At 73.1% G+C, this 18,543-nt stretch carries 15 protein-coding genes; 13 read left to right on the top strand and 2 right to left on the bottom strand.

Annotation, left to right across the window (positions count from 1 at the left end; genetic code table 11):
- Positions 1–1,785, bottom strand: a complete 1,785-nt coding sequence (locus FHS87_RS00915; RefSeq protein WP_184512866.1) for a capsular polysaccharide export protein, LipB/KpsS family — start codon at positions 1,783–1,785, stop codon at positions 1–3.
- Between the two features lie 44 nt (positions 1,786–1,829).
- On the opposite strand from FHS87_RS00915, the gene FHS87_RS00910 reads away from it, so the two are divergent.
- The 5 genes from FHS87_RS00910 to FHS87_RS00890 are packed head-to-tail and all read left to right on the top strand — an operon-like array spanning position 1,830 to position 6,723.
- On the top strand, positions 1,830–2,324 hold the full coding sequence (locus tag FHS87_RS00910; RefSeq protein WP_184512864.1) for a hypothetical protein: 495 nt from the start codon (positions 1,830–1,832) through the stop codon (positions 2,322–2,324).
- On the top strand, positions 2,321–3,148 hold the full coding sequence (locus FHS87_RS00905; RefSeq protein WP_184512862.1) for an ABC transporter permease: 828 nt from the start codon (positions 2,321–2,323) through the stop codon (positions 3,146–3,148). Before FHS87_RS00910 ends, FHS87_RS00905 begins: the two co-directional genes overlap by 4 nt.
- Positions 3,149–3,166: 18 nt before the next feature.
- On the top strand, positions 3,167–3,817 hold the full coding sequence (locus tag FHS87_RS00900; RefSeq protein ID WP_184512860.1) for an ABC transporter ATP-binding protein: 651 nt from the start codon (positions 3,167–3,169) through the stop codon (positions 3,815–3,817).
- On the top strand, positions 3,786–4,964 hold the full coding sequence (locus FHS87_RS00895) for a capsule biosynthesis protein (protein WP_184512858.1): 1,179 nt from the start codon (positions 3,786–3,788) through the stop codon (positions 4,962–4,964). The genes FHS87_RS00900 and FHS87_RS00895 overlap by 32 nt, the downstream gene beginning before the upstream one ends.
- On the top strand, positions 4,954–6,723 hold the full coding sequence (locus FHS87_RS00890) for a polysaccharide biosynthesis/export family protein (RefSeq protein ID WP_184512856.1): 1,770 nt from the start codon (positions 4,954–4,956) through the stop codon (positions 6,721–6,723). The genes FHS87_RS00895 and FHS87_RS00890 overlap by 11 nt, the downstream gene beginning before the upstream one ends.
- Before the next feature lie 44 nt (positions 6,724–6,767).
- On the opposite strand, the gene FHS87_RS24410 is transcribed toward FHS87_RS00890, so the two are convergent.
- The gene (locus FHS87_RS24410; RefSeq protein WP_184512854.1) at positions 6,768–8,975 is read right to left on the bottom strand and encodes a glycosyltransferase; all 2,208 of its coding nucleotides are present in this window, start codon (positions 8,973–8,975) and stop codon (positions 6,768–6,770) included.
- A 121-nt stretch (positions 8,976–9,096) separates the two neighbouring features.
- Between FHS87_RS24410 and FHS87_RS00880 the strand changes: the two genes are divergently transcribed.
- The 8 genes from FHS87_RS00880 (at position 9,097) to pncA (ending at position 18,543) form a co-directional block, all read left to right on the top strand.
- Positions 9,097–10,485 carry a glycosyltransferase family 4 protein gene (locus FHS87_RS00880; protein ID WP_184512852.1) on the top strand — a complete coding sequence of 463 codons (1,389 nt, stop codon included), beginning with the start codon at positions 9,097–9,099 and terminating at the stop codon, positions 10,483–10,485.
- 35 nt (positions 10,486–10,520) lie between these two features.
- Positions 10,521–10,814 (top strand): DUF3297 family protein, encoded by a 294-nt coding sequence (locus tag FHS87_RS00875; RefSeq protein WP_246417713.1) that lies wholly within the window; start codon positions 10,521–10,523, stop codon positions 10,812–10,814.
- Positions 10,815–11,041: 227 nt separating this feature from the next.
- Positions 11,042–13,888 carry an isoleucine--tRNA ligase gene (ileS, locus tag FHS87_RS00870; protein WP_184512850.1) on the top strand — a complete coding sequence of 949 codons (2,847 nt, stop codon included), beginning with the start codon at positions 11,042–11,044 and terminating at the stop codon, positions 13,886–13,888.
- The gene (gene lspA, locus FHS87_RS00865; protein WP_184512848.1) at positions 13,888–14,388 is read left to right on the top strand and encodes a signal peptidase II; all 501 of its coding nucleotides are present in this window, start codon (positions 13,888–13,890) and stop codon (positions 14,386–14,388) included. The genes ileS and lspA overlap by 1 nt, the downstream gene beginning before the upstream one ends.
- 66 nt (positions 14,389–14,454) lie before the next feature.
- The gene (locus FHS87_RS00860) at positions 14,455–15,015 is read left to right on the top strand and encodes a DUF3035 domain-containing protein (RefSeq protein ID WP_184512846.1); all 561 of its coding nucleotides are present in this window, start codon (positions 14,455–14,457) and stop codon (positions 15,013–15,015) included.
- A 72-nt stretch (positions 15,016–15,087) separates the two neighbouring features.
- Positions 15,088–16,524, top strand: coding sequence for a M16 family metallopeptidase (locus FHS87_RS00855; RefSeq protein WP_246417712.1), 1,437 nt, complete (start codon positions 15,088–15,090; stop codon positions 16,522–16,524).
- Complete coding sequence (locus tag FHS87_RS00850) at positions 16,521–17,783, top strand: M16 family metallopeptidase (protein ID WP_184512844.1); 1,263 nt, start codon at positions 16,521–16,523, stop codon at positions 17,781–17,783. Before FHS87_RS00855 ends, FHS87_RS00850 begins: the two co-directional genes overlap by 4 nt.
- 61 nt (positions 17,784–17,844) lie before the next feature.
- Complete coding sequence (pncA, locus tag FHS87_RS00845) at positions 17,845–18,543, top strand: bifunctional nicotinamidase/pyrazinamidase (protein WP_184512842.1); 699 nt, start codon at positions 17,845–17,847, stop codon at positions 18,541–18,543.

The raw sequence follows: 18,543 nt of genomic DNA, 5'->3' as shown, positions 1-18,543 counted from the left end.
CTACCGGCGCCGGCCGACCCGCGCGAGGGCGCCGCGCAGGAAGCCCTCTATTCCGCGATGGATGGTGAGCGGCGAGACCCGCCAGGCGGAGGAGTCCTCCAGCCGCTCCATCATCACCTCCGGCGGGCAGGGCAGCAGCGTCACGGGATCGATGTAGCGGGGGTAGAGGATGAGGGCGGCGGCGACCAGCTCGTCCACCCTGCGCGGGACGTCGCGCCGCCCGGGCGGGAGGGGCGCGCGGTCCGCCGTCAGCCCCCATCCGGCATAGAAGGGCTGACCCCAGCAGGTCACGGCCACGCCGCGCAGCAGCGCCTCGAATCCCGAGAGGGAGGTGAGGGTGTGCAGCGCGTCGATCCGCGGCAGCAGCGCTGGCAGCGGCACGCCGCCCACCACCGCGTCCGCGAGGCCGGCAACGTCTTCGGCGCGCAGCCGGCCCCGGCGGAAGCCCGCCTCCAGGTCGGGATGCGGCTTGTAGAGGATGAAGGCATCGGGCTCCGCCTCCCTGACGGCGCGCAGCAGCCCGAGATTGGAGCGGATCGCCCCGCCGCCCAGGCGGACGGAGGCGTCGTCCTCCACCTGCCCGGGCACGAGCACGACGCGCCGCCCGCGCGGGATCTCCGGCAGCGCGCCGCCCCCGGCGAGATTGTATTTCGAGACGCCACGCCGGACGATCTCCGACCGCAGCGCCGCCGCGCGCGCGAGGAGTTCCGGCCCGAAGCCGCCCTCCGTCAGCAGCATCTCCAGGTCCGAGGGCTGGCGGGGATCGTAATAGGCGCCGCGCGTGTCGAGGCTGTAGGAGGCGCCGGGGAGGAAGCGCGCGCCGAGCCCGCGCGAGCGCACGAAGCCATCTTCCAGCAGCCTTAGCGGAACACCCTGCGCGCGCAGCTTCTCGGCCAATCCCTCCGGGCAGGAAGCGGCCCAGGCAACCACCGCCCCGCCCTCGGCCCGCGCCCGCGCCGCCGCGCGGAGGGCGCTGCGCTCGAAAGCCGGCACGCCGCCCTCATGCGCGAGCAGCGCGGCAACCTGCCGCCGCTTCCAGCGCGCGATGCCGATGAGGGCGGAGACGCCGCGGTTGGCGCGCTCCGCCGCAACCCAATCCGCGAGCAGCGCGAAACCCTCCGCGCGGCTCCAGGGCCGGGAGCGGAAGGGATCGGCCGCGCGAATGCGCCGGAGCAGCGGGAGGAGATGCCCCCCCGGCCTGTCATGCGCGACGCCCGCCGCCTCGGCCAGCGCGGCCATGAAGGGGCGTGCCCCGTGCAGCGAGGCCGCGGCGTCGAGCAGCGTCCAGGGGGAGAGCGGCGCCCCGGCGGTTGGAAGGCCGGCATCGTCGAGCACGGGGGCGGCGGCGGGATCGGCGAAGGGATCGCGCGCGAGGACCACCGGCCGGCCGGTGGCGCGCGCGGCGGCCAGCGCCCCCTCCGCCCTGCCGCGCCGCGCGGGATCGCAGGGGTCCAGCACCAGCGCCGCGCCGAGGGGCCAGCCGAGCGCCGCCGCGCCGGGATCGGGCAGGCCCGGCGGCCCGCCAAGCCGCGCGCGCGCGATCAGCGCGGGGAGCGCCTCCGCCTCGCCCGGCAGGAGGGGGGATTCCGTCTCCGTCAGGACCAGGGGCGGGGCGTCGCGGCCTCCGAAGCGGGGCGGCGCGAAGGGAGCGAGAGAGAAGTGAGGAAGGGTCGGGGCATCGCCCCCGCGCTCGGGCCAGAAGGCGGGAAGGTGCGGCCAGCGCGACAGCAACCGGGGATGGCAGCAAGAATGCAACAGGTCGCCCTGCGCGTGCGTCGGGGTCATGGAGACCTTTTGCTCCGTTTGCGCGCTTACGTTAATGTGATCGCATGATGGAAGCCATGCTTACCGGCCCGGCCAGTGCCCGGCGGAAGTGCCCGACACGCCCGACGACGGTCCGCGTCGCGGCAGCGATCCGCCCCCTCGCGCTCCTCCTCGCGCTCGCCGGCCCGATGCTCGCCGGCTGCGCGCGGAGCACGGCGGAGAGCAGCTGGTGGAACCCGGCCGGCATCGGCCCCGCCCCCCAGTCGCCGCCGCCCGCAACGGATGTCGTGCTGCCCGCCCGCGCCGCCGATCCCCTCGCTGCCTTCGCCGCGCGTGCCCGGCAGGGCCAGGCGGAGAGCGTGCAGCTGCCGCAGGGCGTCGTCTCCGCCCGCATGGTGCGCGCCTACAACGCCGCCTCCGGGCGGGAGTGCCGCGAGCTGCAGTTCGGGCCTTCCGGCATCGCCGGCGGCGCGCCGGGCGCGACCTATTGCAACGACCCCTCGCAGGGATGGGTCGCGGCACGGGCCTTGCTGCGCGGCGGGGCGGTCTATCGCCCGTGAGCGCGACCGGCACGGTGCCGATCCCGCCAGAGCGGCGGGAGAAGGGTCATTGGATCATCGAGGGCATGGCGACGCAGGGCCGCGTGATCGGCGCCCTCGTCATGCGCGAGATGCAGACGCGGTTCGGCCGGCACAACCTCGGCTTCCTCTGGCTGTTCTTCGAGCCCCTCTTCCTCGGCTCCATGGTCGGGGTGATGCACCTCGCGCACGGCCAGCGCCTGCCGGGCGGGGCGGACCCCTTCATCTTCAGCATCGTGGGCTACGTGCCCTTCTTCATGTTCCGTTCCATCGTGAACCGGGCCGGCAGCGCGATTCACGCGAACCTCACCCTGCTCTTCCACCGGCAGGTCACGCCGGCCGATGTCATGATCGCGCGCAACCTGCTGGAGGCGGTGGCCGTCGTCGGGGTGATCGCCATCATCCTGACCGTCGCCGCCTGGTTCGCGGAGATCCTGCCGGCGAATCCCGGGCTGATCGCGGGCACCCTCGCGCTCCTGTTCCTGCTCTGCCACGGCGCGTCGCTGCTGGTGGCCGCGGCCAGCTCCCGCTGGGACAGCGCGGAGCGGCTGATCCATCCCATCACCTACCTGATGATGCCGCTCTCCGGCGCCTTCTTCGCGCTGCACTGGATGTCGCCGGGGATCCGCGAGCTGCTGCTGTGGAACCCGCTCGTGAGCATCCACGAGGCGATCCGGCACGGGATCTTCGGCGACGCGTTCCCGTCCTATTACGACCTCTTCTATGTCGGCCAGTGGATCCTGGTCGTGAACCTCCTCGGCATGCTCGCGCTGCGCACCGCGCGCCGCAAGCTCGAGATCTTCTGAGCCGGCCGCGCACCTCCCATGGCACTCATCCTCGAGAACGTCTGGAAGTCCTATCCCGTCCGCGGCGGGCGGCGGGACATCCTGCGCGGCATCAACGCGGTGATCGAGCGCGGCGACGCGGTCGGCATCCTCGGGCGGAACGGCGCGGGCAAGTCCACCCTCATGCGCGTCATGTCCGGCGTGGAATCGCCCACCCAGGGCCGCGTGCGGCGGGAGATGTCGGTCTCCTGGCCGCTCGGCTCGGGCTTCGGCCTGCAGGCGAGCCTCAGCGGGGCGGACAACGCGCGCTTCATCGCGCGCATCTACGGCCAGGACGTGCGCGAGACGCTGGACTTCGTGCAGTCCTTCTCCGAGATCGGCCAGTACTTCCACGAACCCGTCCGCACCTACTCCGCGGGCATGATGGGCCGGCTCCTCATGGGCCTGTCCTTCGCCGTGAAGTTCGACTGCTACCTCGTCGACGAGATCATCTCCGCCGGCGACCAGCGCTTCGTCCAGAGGTGCCAGACCATGCTCGAGGAGCGGCTCGGAAACGCCTCGCTCCTCATGGTCTCGCACTTCGCCGATCACATCAGGCAGTACTGCCGCACCGCCGTCGTGCTCCGGAACGGCCTCCTCGAGCTGTATGAGGACCTCGATGAAGGTATTGCCGTCTATCAAAGCCTTTGAGGCGGCCCCGGCCGGCGCGTCCATCGCCGCGCCGCGCCGCCCGTCGCGCCTCGCCAGGGGGCTGCGCAAGTGGCGCGGCTTCCTGCTGGCCGTGGCGCTGCCGACCGCTCTGGTGGCCACCTACTACTACGGCATCGCCGCCGGCCAGTACGCCAGCGAGGCGCGCTTCCTCGTGCGCGGCTCATCCTCCGCCAGCAGCTCGATGAGCCTGCTGGGCTCGGCCCTCGGCAGCGCCGGCTTCAAGCCGGTGCAGGAGGAGGCGATGGCGGTCCGCGACTTCCTCCACTCCCAGGACGCGGTGCGCGAGCTGCGGCAGTCGGTCGACCTCGTCTCGATCTGGCGCCGGCCGGAGGCCGATCTTCCCGCCATGCTCTGGATGAGCGAGCCGACGATCGAGCAGCTCACCCGCTACTACCGGCGCATGGTGACGGCGGAGTACGATTCGGAGGCGAGCACGGTGAACCTCCAGGTCCGCAGCTTCCGGCCCGAGGACTCCAAGGCGCTGACCGAGGGCCTGCTCCGCATCGCCGAGAACCTCGTCAACCGCCTGAGCGAGCGGCAGCGCAACGACACGCTCGGGGTGGCGCGGCACGAGGTGGAAATCGCCGAGCGCCGGGTCGTCGCCTCGCACGAGGCGCTGAAGACCTTCCGCCAGGGCGAGCAGGCCATCGACCCCTCTCGCGAGATCGCGGCGAATGTGGGGAATGTCAGCACCATGGAGGGCGCCCTGACCCAGGCGCGCGCCGAGCTGCGCGAGAAGTCCGGCTACATGCGGCCGGACAACCCTCAGATCGGCGTCCTCCGCAACCGGATCGCCGCGCTGGAGGCCGGCATCGCCAACGAGCGCCAGCGCCTGACGGGCGGGAACCAGGCCGCGCCGCAGCAGCTCGCCGGCTACGAGCGGCTGATGCTGGAGCGGGAGTTCGCGGACAAGCAGCTCGCCTCCGCCGTCGCCAGCCTCGAATCCGCGCGCGTCGACGTGGCGCGCCAGCAGCTCTACCTCGCCCGCATCACCCAGCCACAGATCGCGGAGAGCGCGCAGTATCCCAAGGCGGCCTTCGCCGTGGGCAGCGTCTTCGCCGTGCTCTGCGTCTTCTATGGCATTGCCTCCCTGATCTTCGCCGGGTTCCGTGAACATGCAGCCTGAACACCGCAAGCCTCGCGGGCCTTTCCTCGCCCTCGCCCTGCTCGCCGCGGCCCTGCCGGTCCTGTCGCCGGCCGCCGCCTCGGCGCAGGCCGGGAGCGTGCTGCAGCAGCCGGTTCCCGGCCGCCTCGGGCCGCTGCTCGCCCAGGCGGCGCCCGTGCAGACCCTCGATTCCATCCTGCCGGATGCGAGCACTCTCTCCCGCCCCGGCACCACCACCGAGGCGGAGGGCGGGCCCACCATCTCCGGCCCGCTGGGCGAGCCGCAGCGCGCGCCCGGCCCCTCCACCACCGTCTTCGGCGCGAGCCTCTTCACGCGGGGCGCGCCCGTTTCCTCCGACGCGCCGAACCCGAACTACGTGATCGCCGTGGGCGACCGCGTCTCCGTCCGCGTCTGGGGCGCGGTGGAGTCCGAGGCGATCGGCCAGGTGGATGCGGACGGCAACCTGTTCCTGCCCTCGATCGGCCCGATCAAGATCGCCGGCACCCGCTCGGGCGACCTCCAGCGCGTGGTCGAGGGGGAGGTGCGCCGCATCTACACGCAGCAGGTGCAGGTCTATGCCGTGCTGCTGAACGTCAACCGGATCGGCGTCTTCGTCACCGGCTTCGTTCGCGCGCCCGGCCGCCATGTCGGCACGGGGATGGAGAGCGTGCTGGACTACCTCCTGCGGGCCGGCGGCGTGGACCCCGCGCGCGGCTCCTTCCGCGACATCCAGATCCAGCGCGGCGGCCGCACCGTGCAGACGGTGGACCTCTACCCCTTCCTCCTCACCGGCCGCCTGCCGCGCTTCCTCTTCCAAGAGGGCGACACGATCGTCGTCGCCAAGCAGGGCGCGCTGGTCAGCGTGGAGGGCGCGATCCGCAACAACTACCTCTTCGAGGTGCCGGGCCGCGCCATGACGGGCGAGGAGCTGATCGGGCTCGCCGGCCCGCTGCCCTCGGCCACCAACGTCGTCGTGCGCGGCACGCGCAACGGCGCGCCCTGGTCCCGCTACACCACGGTGGCCGAGCTGCGCCGCATCCAGCTGCTCGACCAGGACGTGGCCAGCTTCATCACCGACGCGCCGGCCCAGACCATCCGCGTGACGATCGAGGGCAGCCGCATCGGCCCCTCCGTGCTGATCGCGGACCGCGACATCGGCCTCTGCCAGCTCCTCGACCATGTGGCGGTCGATCCCGTGCTGGCGGACACGAAATCGGTCTTCCTGCTGCGCCCGCGCATCGCGGCCCAGCAGCAGCGCACGATCAACGAGACGCTGGACCGGCTGGAGCGGCAGCTCTTCAGCGCCACCTCCACCACCACGGGCGTCGCCGAGATCCGCGCGAGCGAGGCGCAGCTCGTCTCGCAGTACATCTCGCGCGGGCGCCGCATCCGGCCGGAGGGGCGGCTGGTGGTCTCCGACAGCTCCGGCCGCTGCACCGACACCCGGCTCGAGGATGGCGACACCGTCGTGGTCCCCGAGCGCAGCGAGGTGGTGCTGGTGGCCGGCGAGGTCTCCGCGCCCCAGGCCGTGCTCTGGCGCCCGAACCTGCGGATTGAGGACTATGTCCGCCAGGCCGGCGGCTTCACCCAGCGCGGCAACCTCTCCAACATCATGATCCGCCGCGCGAGCGGCGAGCTGGTGCTGGAGCCGCGCGAGGGCCCGCGCCCCGGCGACGAGCTGATCGCCCTCCCCCGCCTGGACCCCAAGCTGTTCCAGGTGACGCGGGACGTGCTTCAGCTCATCTATCAGACGGCCCTCTCCGCCCGCGTCTTCCAGTAACGGCGGAGGCCTCCGGGCGGCGCCGCGCGCGCCGCCCGCGTCTTTCAGCCCGGGATCGCGGGCACGAGGACCCGGTTCTCGAGGAAGGCCACGCGGTCGGCCGGCGAGCCGCCCGCCATCACCGCCACCGAGACGACGCCCACCCCCGCCTCCCGTCCCTCGGGCAGGCGCGTGCCGGGCAGGCATTCGAGGGCGAGGTGTAGCTCGGGGTCGCCCGCCCCGATCTCCAGCGCGATCTCCTCCCGCACGCCGGGCCGCAGCTCGGCGGCCGAGACCGGCGCGCCGGCCCGGCCGAGCGTGATCCGCAGCAGCCCTTGTGCCCCGGGGGGCCAGCGGAAGACGAGGGCCAGCCGGGCCGGCCCCGAGGAGGGTGCGAGGAGGTGCATCACCGCCCGGCCCGCCCGCGTCCACACGCCCCAGTCCTCCACGGGGTACCAGCCGCCGCCGCTCTGCACGGACTCCGCGCGGGTGAGCGCGGGATCGGGGCCGATGGCGTGCGCGTGGCCGAGCGCGACGGGAACGCAGGGCACCAGGGCGGGCGGGGCCTCCCGCGGCGTGGCGGCCAGGCGCCGGGCCGCGGCGAGAAGGTCCTCCGCCACCTTGGCCCAGGGACGCAGCCCGCCGTGCCGCGGGATGCGGGCCGCGAGCGCGGCCAGCCGCGCGGGGTCCGCGATCAGCCCCTCCGCCGCCGTGGCCAGGTCCTCCGCGCTGTTCGGGGTGAAGAACACCGCGCCCTTGCGGCCGCTCTCCATCAGCGCCGGGATCTCGGAGACGAGCGGCACCCGCCGGTGGAAGAGGGACTCCGAGACGGGCAGCCCCCATCCCTCGTGCCGGCTGGGATAGAGGGTGAAGAGGCAGCCGCGGTAGAGTCGGGAGAGCGCCGCGTCGTCCAGCTCGTGAAGCAGCGTCACCCGCTCCGCCAGGGCGGGGTCGGCGGCCAGCGCGTCCATCACCGGCCCGTCCCCCGGCGCGCGCCGCCCGGCGAGGACGAGGCGCGGCGTGCCCCCGGCGCCCCGGCGGTCGAGCAGCATGCGCCAGGCGGCGAGGGCCAGGAGGTGGTTCTTGCGCGGCTCCAGGCTGGAGACGAGGAGGACGAAGGGCTCCTCCGGCAGGTCGGGATGGACGCGCCCGGCGGCGCGGGCGGCCTGGAGCGCCAGGGGCGCCGCGCGGCGGCGGGACAATCCGGCGAGGCGAAGGGCGCCGGCGGCCGGGGTGGCCGCCACGGTCGGCGGCGGCTCCGGCTCCTCCTCCGCCTCTACCGTGGCGGGCCTTCCGTCCGGCGGGACGACGGTGACGGGGGGCGCGGGCCAGTCCGGCAGGTAGCGCGCCATCAGGCGGCGGTACTCGGCGGCGGTGGCCCCGGAGACGGCGATCACCCCGTCCGCCAGCGCGGGCAGGCCGGAGAACCAGCGCCCGAAATCGGCCCGCGTCGCCTCGTCGACCTGGCCGGGGAGCACCAGCGGGCCGCAGTCATGCAGCACGGGCACGTGGCGCGCCCCCGCCGCCCGGGCCGCGCGGAGGGCCGTGGCGTAGCGCGGCAGCCACCAGGCGCTGCCGAGGGTGATGATGACGGCGCCCGGCCCCGGCCGCAGCGCCGCCCCCTCGCGGCGCCAGGCGCCGAGGACGGACAGCGCCTCCCTCCATGCGGGCTCCTCCGGGTCCGCCCCGCTGCGGGACAGCGCGTGCAGGCGGCGGAAGAGGCCGAGGGGCAGCACGCGCCACACGCCGTCCTCGGGATGCATGGCGCAGAGCGTCGCGCCCCCGGCCACGGCCGCGATCTCGGCCTGCACGCGCTGGATGCCGCTCGGCGCCCGCCGGTGGCCGTACCAGCTCACGAGGTCGGAGAGGTCGAGCACGGGCCCGTCGGCCGGCGCGGCGGTGAGATGGGGCAGGAGGGCACGCCACTCGTTCCAGGGATCCGTCTCCAGCGGCGCGAGGGCGAGCGCCCGCCCATAGGCCTCCGCCGCCGCGCCCCGCCGCCCGAGCAGCTTCAGCGCGTGGCCGATCTGGAGGGGGATGTCGGCCTCGTCGGGCCTCAGCGCCTCGGCGCGGCGGTAGAGGGCGAGGGCCGCCGCCGGGTCGCCATCCTCCTTCAGGCAGTGGCCGCGCTGGACGAGGATGCCGGGATCGTCCGGCCGCAGGCGGAGGAAGGCGCCATAGGCCTCCGCCGCCTCGGCCCAATCGCCCGCGTCGCGCGCGGCATCGCCCCGCGACAGCAGCTCGCCCGGATCCTCCCCACCATTCCCGCTCACGCCCGGTCCCCCTCGCATCCGATCCCCGTCGCGCATGGCGGAGCATGCGGTGGCGGGTATTGCAAGGCCAGCGCGCAACCCCCGGTTCCTGCCCGCGGCCATCTCGCCTAGAATGAACGGGATGCGCCCACGGATTCTCATCGATGGCTTCAACCTCGCGCTGGAACAGGGCACCGGCGTGTCCACCTATGCGCGGAACCTCTCCTACCGGCTCGGCACGATGGGAGCCGAGGTGGAGGTGCTTTACGGCCGGCCCGTCAGCCCAAAGCTGAAGCCGCTGCTGCGGGAGGTCACCTTCTTCGACGATCCATCCCAGCGCATGATGAACATCCGCCCCGCCCGGCAACTCCGCCAGATGCTCCTCGCCGGCTTCAACGAGAAAGTGGTCGAGGTGCCGGTCACGGGAAATGTGGTGACGGACACCTTCTCCGCGCGCATGCCGCATTTCGACCGGCTGTGGAACGTGGAGGACGTGTTCACCCGCTCCCACAACAACTTTAAGATCTTCAAGAGAGTGATCCCCCTGCCCAGCCCGGCGAACTCGCCGGAACTGGTGCACTGGACCTATCCGCTCCCGCTGCGGATCCAGGGTGCAAAGAACATCTACTGCTTCCACGACCTCGTGCCGCTGCGCCTGCCCTTCACCACGCTGGACCACAAGCGACGTTACTACCGGCTCTGCATGACGCTCCTCGCCCAGGCAGACCATATAGTCACGGTCAGCGAGGCCTCGCGTCGCGACATCATCAACCTCCTCGGCGCCGATCCGGAGAAGGTGACCAATACTTACCAGTCGGTGGAATTGCCGCCCAAACTCGCCGACAAGCCGGAGGACATGGCGCGCGACGAGGTGGCGGGATCCTTCGGCCTGGACTGGAAGGGCTACTTCATGTTCTTCGGCGCGATCGAGCCGAAGAAGAATGTTGGCCGCATGATCGAGGCCTTCCTCGCTTCCGGCTCCGATCTGCCGCTCGTCATCGTCGGCAAGCAGGCATGGAAGAGCGACCAAGAGCTGAAGGTTCTCTTCGACGACCACATTAAGTACATCTCGCAGGAGAACGGGCGGCTGGTGACGCGGCGCAAGATCGTGCTGCTGGACTACGCGCCCTTCCGCCTGCTGGTCAGCCTTATCCGCGGCGCCAGGGCCGTGCTCTTCCCCTCCCTCTACGAGGGCTTCGGCCTACCGGCGCTGGAGGCGATGAGCCTCGGCACGCCCGTCCTCACCTCCGACACCTCCTCCCTGCCGGAAGTGGTCGGGGACGCTGCCGTGAAGGTGAATCCCTACGACATCCGCGCGATGGTCGAGGGCATCCGGGCGCTGGACGCGGATGCCGACCTGCGCGGGCGCCTCTCGCTGGAAGGCCGCCGCCAGGCAGGATTCTTCAGCGCCGAGGCCTACGAGCGGCGACTCTCCGAGCTCTACGCCCGCCTCGGCGTGCGGTTCGAGCCGGGCGCCCCGCCGGCGCCGTTCTCGGAACCGGTCTTGGACTCCGCCCCCGCGCTTCGCTAACACCCCGACCCGAACGCCCATCAAGGCCCGCCGACATGACCGACGACACCGCCGACACCGCGCCCGGCCCCGCCGACACCGCCCCCGCCATGCCCGACCGCCTCTCGACCGACCCCGCCAGCCCCTATTTCAACGCCGAGCTGCTGGAGCGGGGCGTGGGCATCCGCTTCAAGGGCGTCGAGAAGAACAACGTGGAGGAGTACTGCGTCAGCGAGGGCTGGGTGCGCCTCTCCGTCGGCAAGGCGCTGGACCGCAAGGGCAAGCCGATGACGATGAAGCTGCAGGGAAAGGTGGAGCCCTATCTCCGGGACGAGCCCGCCGAGGGCTGAGCACGGTGGCGGCGCGGCGGCCGGCCGAGCCCCCGGGGGCTCCTTGACCCCGCCCGCGCCGCCTCCGCATATGGCGCCCATGCTCCTCCGGCCGCGCACAGCCCCCATGCGGGCGCGAATTCCCGGCCCGGTCCTCCTCTGAGGGCCGGGAGACAACCGCCGCGCCAGCCCCTTCGCTGCGCCGGGCCCCGATCCGGGCCCGCGCGGCCCCGAGACCCGGACCGACCATGACCGACGCCCCTGCCCCCGAGAATGCCAGCGCGCAGGAGGGCCGCGACTACCGCAGCACCGTCTTCCTGCCCCGGACGCCCTTCCCCATGCGCGGCGACCTGCCCAAGCGCGAGCCCGCGACGCTCGCCCGCTGGAAGGCGCAGGACCTCCGCGGGCAGCTCCGTGAGCGCTCCCGCGGGTTGCGGAAGTTCGTCCTTCATGACGGCCCGCCCTATGCGAACGGCCCGCTGCATATCGGCCACGCGCTGAACAAGATCCTGAAGGACGTGATCAACCGCGCCGCCCAGATGTCGGGGCGGGACGCCGACTACGTCCCGGGCTGGGACTGCCACGGCCTGCCGATCGAGTGGAAGGTCGAGGAGGAGTACCGCGCGAAGAAGCGGGACAAGGATTCCGTCCCAGTCCTCGAGTTCCGCGAGGAGTGCCGGCAGTACGCCCGCCACTGGCTCGGCATCCAGTCCCAGGAGTTCCAGCGCCTCGGCGTGCTCGGCGACTGGGAGAACCGCTACGCCACCATGGACTTCACCTCGGAGGCGGTGATCGCCGGGGAGATTGGGAAGTTCCTGATGAACGGCTCCCTCTACCGCGGCCTGCGCCCGGTGATGTGGAGCCCGGTCGAGAAGACCGCGCTGGCGGACGCCGAGATCGAGTACCACGACGTCACCAGCCCCACGCTGCACGCCGCCTTCCCCGTGGTGAGCACGGGCGTGCCGGAGCTGGAGGAGGCCCGGGTGGTGATCTGGACCACCACCCCCTGGACCATCCCCGCCAACCGCGCCGTCGCCTATGGCGAGGAGATCGACTACGCGCTGATCCATGTGGACGGCATCGAGGAGGGCTCGCGCCTCGCCACCGGCGACGACCTGATCGTGGCCCTCTCGCTCCTCCCCGCCTTCGAGAAGGAGGCCGGCATCGCCGCGCACTCGCTGCGGCGCGTCTTCAAGGGGGCCGAGTTCGCCGGCACGATCCTCGCCCACCCCCTGCGCGGCTGGGCGCCGGGCGAGGGCGCCTATGACCACGACGTGCCGATGCTGCCGGGCGAGTTCGTCACGGCCGAAGCCGGCACGGGCTTCGTGCACATCGCCCCCAGCCACGGCGAGGACGACTTCGCCCTCGGCCGCGCGCACGGCCTGCCCGTGCCGGAGATGGTGGGCGACGACGGCACCTACACCGTCCAGGCGGCGGGCTTCGCAGGCACCCACGTCTTCAAGGCGCATGAGGCCGTCATGGCCGCGCTGGAGACGATGGGCACGCTCGCCGCGCGCGGCACGCTGAAGCACAGCTACCCGCATTCCTGGCGCAGCAAGAAGCCCGTGATCTTCCGCGCGACGCCCCAGTGGTTCATCGCCATGGACGACGCCAACCGGATCCGGGCGAAGGCGCTGGCCGCCATCGCCGAGACGCAGTTCGTGCCGGACCAGGGGCGCAACCGCATCGGCTCCATGGTCGCGGCGCGCCCGGACTGGTGCATCTCCCGCCAGCGCGCCTGGGGCGTGCCCATCGCCGTCTTCGTCGAGAAGCGCACGGGCGAGCCGCTGCGCGACCCCGAGGTGATGGAGCGCATCCTGAGCGCCTTCCGCGAGGAAGGGGCCGATGCCTGGTACAAGCCCGGCGCCGCCGCGCGTTTCCTCGGCAACGAGCGGAACCCGGACGAGTACGAGCAGGTGATGGACATCGTGGACGTGTGGTTCGAGTCCGGCTCGACCCACGCCTTCTGCCTGCCCGACCACAACCTGCCCTTCCCGGCAGACCTGTACCTGGAGGGCTCGGACCAGCATCGCGGCTGGTTCCACTCCTCCCTGCTGGAAGCGATCGGCACGCGGGACATGGCGCCCTTCAAGGCGATTCTGACCCATGGCTTCGTGCTCGATGAATCCGGGCGGAAGATGTCCAAGTCCCTCGGCAACGTCACCGCCCCGCAGGAGGTGATGAAGGACTACGGCGCGGACATCCTGCGGCTCTGGGTGATGAACTCGGACTTCGCCGAGGACCTCCGCATCGGCAAGACGATCCTCGGCCAGCAGGCGGAGCTGTATCGCCGCATCCGCAACACGCTGCGCTGGCTGCTCGGCAGTCTCGACGGCTTCACCGAGGCGGAGAGGGTCGATCACGCGGAACTGCCGGAGTTGGAGCGCTTCATCCTGCACCGCGTGGCGGAGATCGACGCGCGCATCCGCCGCGCCGCCGCGGATTACGACTGGTCCGGCGTGGTGCCGGAGATCCACAACTTCTGCGCCTCCGACCTCTCGGCCTTCCTCTTCGACATTCGCAAGGACAGCCTCTACTGCGACCGCGCGGACGACCCGCGCCGCCGGAGCGCGCGCACGGTGCTCGACGTGCTGCACCGCTGCCTCTGCACCTGGCTCGCCCCCGTCCTCGTCTTCACCGCGGAAGAGGCCTGGCTCGCCCGCTTTGGCGAGGCTGCGGACAGCGTGCACATGCAGACCTTCCCCGAGATCCCGGCGGCGTGGCGGGACGAGGCGCTGGCGGCCCGCTGGGCGCGGGCGCGGGCCGTGCGCTCCCTCGTCACCGCCGCGCTGGAGAAGGCGCGCGCGGCCGGCACCATCGGCAGCTCCCTCCAGGCCGCGCCGGAACTCTATCTTGGCGAAACCTATGCCGACCTGACGGACCTCCCCTGGGCCGAGCTCTGCATCACCTCCGACCTGACCCTGCTCGGCACGAAGCCCGAGGGCGAGGGGGTGGAGGAAGGGGAGCACGCCGCCGCCCGCTTCGCCCCGGCGCCCGGTCAGAAATGCGACCGCTGCTGGCGCGTGCTGCCGGAAGTCGGCCGCTCCGCCGCCCACCCCACCCTCTGCCTGCGCTGCGAGGCGGCGGTCGCGTGATGAGCGCCCATCTCCGCCGCGGCCTCTCCCTCGCCCTGCTGGTCCTGCTGGCCGACCAGGCGAGCAAGTGGTGGATCCTGGAGGTGCTGAACCTACCGGCCCGCCGCAACGTGCCGCTGCTCGGCGGCGGCGATTTCGGGCTGGACCTCACCATGGTCTGGAACCGGGGCGTCACCTTCGGCCTCCTCTCCGGCAGCGAGCCCTGGCACGCCTGGGCGCTGGCGGCGCTGGCGGCGGCGATCGCCGTCTTCCTCGTCCGCTGGATGGCCAAGGCGGAGAACAACCGCACCGCCCTCGCCCTCGGCGCCATCGTCGGCGGGGCGGTGGGCAACGTGATCGACCGCGCCCGCTTCGGGGCGGTGGTGGACTTCGTGGACGCCTATGCCTGGGGCTGGCACTGGTACGTCTTCAACGTGGCGGACGCGGCCATCGTGCTCGGGGTGGCCGTGCTGCTGATCGAGGCCGTCACGGCCCGCCCCTCGGAACAGGGGGCGTCGTGACGAAGGGTATCCCCCCTCGCCCGCCTGTTTCCGCTTCCCCCCGGGCCCTGCTAGAAGGCGGCTGCCATGACCCCTCGTCCCCTTCTCCTGTTGCCCCTGCTCCTGCTGGCCGGTTGCGGCAGCGACACGACGCGCGCCCTCGGCCTCACGCGCGACGCGCCCGACGAGTTCCAGGTCGTCACCCGCGCGCCCCTCTCCATCCCGCCCAGCATCGGCGACCTGCCCACGCCCCGCCCCGGCGCCCAGCGCCCGCAGGAGCTGACGGCGCGCGAGAGCGGGGAGAGCACGCTCGCCCCGGCCGCCGCCCTCGGGGAGGGCCGCCGCAGCCGCCCCACCGGGGCCGAGGCCGCGCTGCTCGCCCAGGCGGGCCGCGCCTCCGGCGCCAGTTCGACGGGCAATATCCGCCGCCAGGTGGACGAGGAGAGCCTTCGCCTGGACCGCCCCCGCCAGAACGTGGTGGAGCGGCTGATGTTCTGGCAGGACCCGCCGCGCCCGGGCACCGTGCTCGACCCCCAGCGGGAGGCGCAGCGCCTGCGCGAGAACTCGGCCCTCGGCCGCTCGCCCGAGGATGGCGAGACCCCGATCATCCAGCGCCGCCAGCGCGGCCTGCTGGACGGGCTGTTCTAGGATGGGGACCCGGACGGGATGCCGCAGAAAGAGACCCGTCCGGCCATTCCAGAGCCGTCCCAGCACCCCCACATGCCCGGAATGCCGTCCCTGACCCGCCGCGCGGCCCTCGCCACCGCCGCCGCGGCCCAGGCCGCCGTCGCCACGCGCGCGGCCGCCTCCACCCCCCCGGCCGTGCAGGCTCCGCCCGCCGTCGCCGCCCCGCCACCCATTCCCGCGGATCGCCCGCTCTTCGGCGCGACTCTCTGGCGCATGCCGAACGGGCTGCGCGTCGCGCATGTCCGCACCCGCGGCGCGCCCGTCGTGGCGCATTATCTTTTCTACGGCGTCGGCGCCGGGGATGACCCGGCCGGCAAGTCCGGCCTCGCCCACTTCCTCGAGCACATGATGTTCAAGGGCAGCGAGCACGTGGCCGACGGCGAGTTCTCCCGCCGCGTGGCGCGGGAGGGCGGGCAGGACAACGCCTTCACCTCCCGCGACGTGACCGCCTACCACCAGACGGTCGAGGCCACCCGTCTCGGGCTGGTGGCGATGATGGAGGCCGACCGCCTCCGCGCGCCCCTCTACCCCGCCGAGGGAGTGGAGCCCGAGCGCGCCGTGATCCTGGAGGAGCGCCGCCAGCGCACCGACAGCAACCCCCGCGCCCGCTTCCGCGAGGCCTTCGACGCCGCCATGTGGGGCCGCCAGCACTGGCGCGGCCGCCCGATCATCGGCTGGCCGGAGGACATCCGCGCCATCACTCGCGACGACATGCTCGACTTCCACCGCCGCTGGTACGCGCCGGCCAATGCCGTGCTCGTCGTCGCCGGCGCGGTGGAGGAGGAGGCGCTGCGCCGCGTGGTGGAGAGCGAGTATGGCGGCGCCGAGGGTGGGGAGGCGATCATCCGCCGCCGCGCCGAGCCGCCTGCCGCCCCCCTGGAGGGCCGCCTCGTCCGCAACGATGCCGGGGTGCGGGAGGCGCAGATGGTCCGCGCCTGGATCGCCCCCACCCTCACCTGGGGCCGGGAGGGGCTGGCCACGGAGCACGCCCACCCGCTGGAGGTGCTGGCGCATCTCCTCGGCGGCGGTCCCGGCTCGCGCCTGCACCGGGCGCTGGTGCAGACCGGCCTCGCGAACAACGCCGCCGCGAGCTACGACAGCGACGCGCTGGGCGCCGACTCCTTCTCCCTCTACGCCACCCCCCGCGGCGACACGACGCCCGCGCGGGTGGAGTCGGCGGCCGAGGAGGAGATCGCCCGCCTGCTCGACCAGGGCGTGACGGCCGAGGAGGTGGCGCGCAGCCAGCGCCAGCTCACCGCCGGCGCCCTCCTCTCGCTCGACGGCATCGGCGCCGCGCCGCGCCTGCTCGGCGGCGCGCTGGCCATCGGCCTGCCGCTCGACGCCGTGGAGCACTGGCCCGCCCGCATCCGCGCCGTGACGCCGGAGGCCGTGATGGCCGCCGCCCGCGCCGTCTTCACCCACCCCTCCACGACGGGATGGCTGCTGCCCGAGGGCCTGCGCGCGCCATGAGCGGGACGATTCCAAGCGGCTTCACCCTCCCCGTGCAGGTGGTGGAGGCGGGCGGCGTCACCGCCTGGCTCGCCGAGGACCACGCGGTCCCCGTCATCTCCCTCGCCTTCTCCATCCCCGGCGGCGCCGCGCTGGACCCGGAGGGGCGGGAGGGCGCCTGCGCCCTGGCCGCCGCGCTGCTGACCGAGGGCGCGGGCGATCTCGACTCCAACGCCTTCCAGGAGCTGCTGCGCGACACCGCCATCTCCTTCAACTTCTCCGCGGACCGGGACGAGTTCTCCGGCAGCTTCCGCTGCCTGACCGACGCGCTGCCCGAGGCCACGCGCCTCGCCCGCTTCGCCCTCTCCGCGCCGCGCATGGAGGCGGGTGACATCGAGCGCGTGCGGGCCCGCGCCATCGCCGGCGCGCGGCAGGCGCTGGAGAACCCGCGCGGCCAAGCCGGGCGCGCTTTCTGGTCCGCCGCCCTGCCCGGCCCCCTTGGCCGCGCCCCCGGTGGCACGGCGGAGAGCCTCGCCACCCTGCCGGGCGATCTGCTGAAGTCGGTGCCCGCCCGCCAGTTCCGGCGCGGCGGCCTGCTCGTCGCCGCCTCCGGCGCCATCACCGCGGGCCAGCTCCGCGACGTGCTGGCCGCCCTCTTCGGCGACTGGCCGGCCGAGGCGCCCGAGGGCGTCCCCGCCCCGCCCCCCTTCTCCGCCCGCGGCGTGCAGGTGCTGACGATGGACAGCCCGCAATCGGCCGCGGTCTTCGGCCAGCCCGGCCTCGCCGTGGACGACCCGGACTGGGAGGCGGCCGGCGTGGTGCTGCGCGTGCTGGCGGGCGGCGGCTTCTCCTCTCGGCTGATGCAGGCGGTGCGGGTGGAGCGCGGCCTCGCCTACGGCATCGGCGCGGGGCCGGAGCCGGTGGCCGGGCGCAGCGTGATCGTCGGCTCCGTTGCCACCGAGAACGCGCGCATGGCCGAGACCCTTTCCGTGCTGCGCGGGGAATGGGCGCGCATGGCCGCTTCCGGCCCGACCGAGGCCGAGCGGGAGGAGGCGGTCGCCTATCTCACGGGCAGCCAGCCCCTCTCCTTCACCTCCACGCGGCAGGTGGCGAACATCCTGCTGGCCCTGCGCCGGAACAACCGGCCGCTGGACTGGCTCGCCAACCGTCCCGCCCGCCTCGCGGCGCTCTCGCGCGAGAAGCTGGCGGAGGTGGCGGCGCGGGTGCTGCAGCCGGACGCGCTGGCGGTGACGGTGGCGGGCAAGCCCGAGGGGCTGTAGCGGGCGCGTTCCTTGCTTGCGGCGTGATCGCTCCCGCCGCACAGCCGAGGAAGGACCCGCCATGCCCACGACGCGCCGCCCCCTCCTGACCGCCCTCGCCGCGCTGCCCTTCATGACAGGAGAGGGCCAGGCCATGACGCCCGGGAATGAGACCGCCCTGATCGCGGTGGACGTTCAGAACGACTTCATCCCCGGCGGCTCGCTCGCCGTGGCGGACGGGGCGGCGGTGGTGCCCGTGATCAACCGCCTCGCCCCGCGCTTCGCCAATGTCGTCCTCACCCAGGACTGGCACACGGCGGACCATCTCTCCTTCGCCTCGCAGCACCCGGGGATGAAGCCTTTCGAGACCGTCTCCATGCCCTATGGCCCGCAGGTGCTCTGGCCCGATCACTGCGTCATGGGCACGGAGGGCGCCGCGCTGCACCGGGACCTCTCGGTGCCCCATGCCCAGTTGGTGATCCGCAAGGGCTACAACCGGGCCGTGGATTCCTACTCCGCCTTCCTGGAAGCCGACCGCAGCACGAGGACGGGGCTGGACGGCTACCTGAACAGCCGAGGCATCCGGCACGTGTTCATCGCCGGGCTCGCCACCGATTTCTGCGTTGCCTGGACGGCGCTCGACGCCCGCCGCCTCGGCTTCGAGGCGACGGTGATCGAGGATGCCTGCCGCGCCATCGACCTCGGGGGCAGCCTAGCCAGGGCCTGGGCGGAGATGGAGGCGGCGGGGGTGCGCCGCGTCCAGTCCAGCGCCATCGGCTGA

The sequence above is a fragment of the Muricoccus pecuniae genome (assembly GCF_014199205.1).
Taxonomy (GTDB): domain Bacteria; phylum Pseudomonadota; class Alphaproteobacteria; order Acetobacterales; family Acetobacteraceae; genus Roseomonas; species Roseomonas pecuniae.
Note: the sequence above shows the minus strand (reverse complement) of the source record. Positions and strands in the feature narration are given on the sequence as shown.

What these genes read in the sequence shown, in the direction of transcription:
- lspA (WP_184512848.1), top strand. Translation starts at nt 13,888, where the DNA reads ATGAGCGCCCATCTCCGCCGCGGCCTCTCCCTCGCCCTGCTGGTCCTG.
- FHS87_RS00910 (WP_184512864.1), top strand. Translation starts at nt 1,830, where the DNA reads ATGATGGAAGCCATGCTTACCGGCCCGGCCAGTGCCCGGCGGAAGTGC.
- FHS87_RS00855 (WP_246417712.1), top strand. Translation starts at nt 15,088, where the DNA reads ATGCCCGGAATGCCGTCCCTGACCCGCCGCGCGGCCCTCGCCACCGCC.
- FHS87_RS00895 (WP_184512858.1), top strand. Translation starts at nt 3,786, where the DNA reads ATGAAGGTATTGCCGTCTATCAAAGCCTTTGAGGCGGCCCCGGCCGGC.
- FHS87_RS00900 (WP_184512860.1), top strand. Translation starts at nt 3,167, where the DNA reads ATGGCACTCATCCTCGAGAACGTCTGGAAGTCCTATCCCGTCCGCGGC.
- FHS87_RS00880 (WP_184512852.1), top strand. Translation starts at nt 9,097, where the DNA reads ATGCGCCCACGGATTCTCATCGATGGCTTCAACCTCGCGCTGGAACAG.
- FHS87_RS00890 (WP_184512856.1), top strand. Translation starts at nt 4,954, where the DNA reads ATGCAGCCTGAACACCGCAAGCCTCGCGGGCCTTTCCTCGCCCTCGCC.
- pncA (WP_184512842.1), top strand. Translation starts at nt 17,845, where the DNA reads ATGCCCACGACGCGCCGCCCCCTCCTGACCGCCCTCGCCGCGCTGCCC.
- FHS87_RS00850 (WP_184512844.1), top strand. Translation starts at nt 16,521, where the DNA reads ATGAGCGGGACGATTCCAAGCGGCTTCACCCTCCCCGTGCAGGTGGTG.
- FHS87_RS00860 (WP_184512846.1), top strand. Translation starts at nt 14,455, where the DNA reads ATGACCCCTCGTCCCCTTCTCCTGTTGCCCCTGCTCCTGCTGGCCGGT.
- FHS87_RS00875 (WP_246417713.1), top strand. Translation starts at nt 10,521, where the DNA reads ATGACCGACGACACCGCCGACACCGCGCCCGGCCCCGCCGACACCGCC.
- ileS (WP_184512850.1), top strand. Translation starts at nt 11,042, where the DNA reads ATGACCGACGCCCCTGCCCCCGAGAATGCCAGCGCGCAGGAGGGCCGC.
- FHS87_RS00915 (WP_184512866.1), bottom strand. Translation starts at nt 1,785, where the DNA reads ATGACCCCGACGCACGCGCAGGGCGACCTGTTGCATTCTTGCTGCCAT.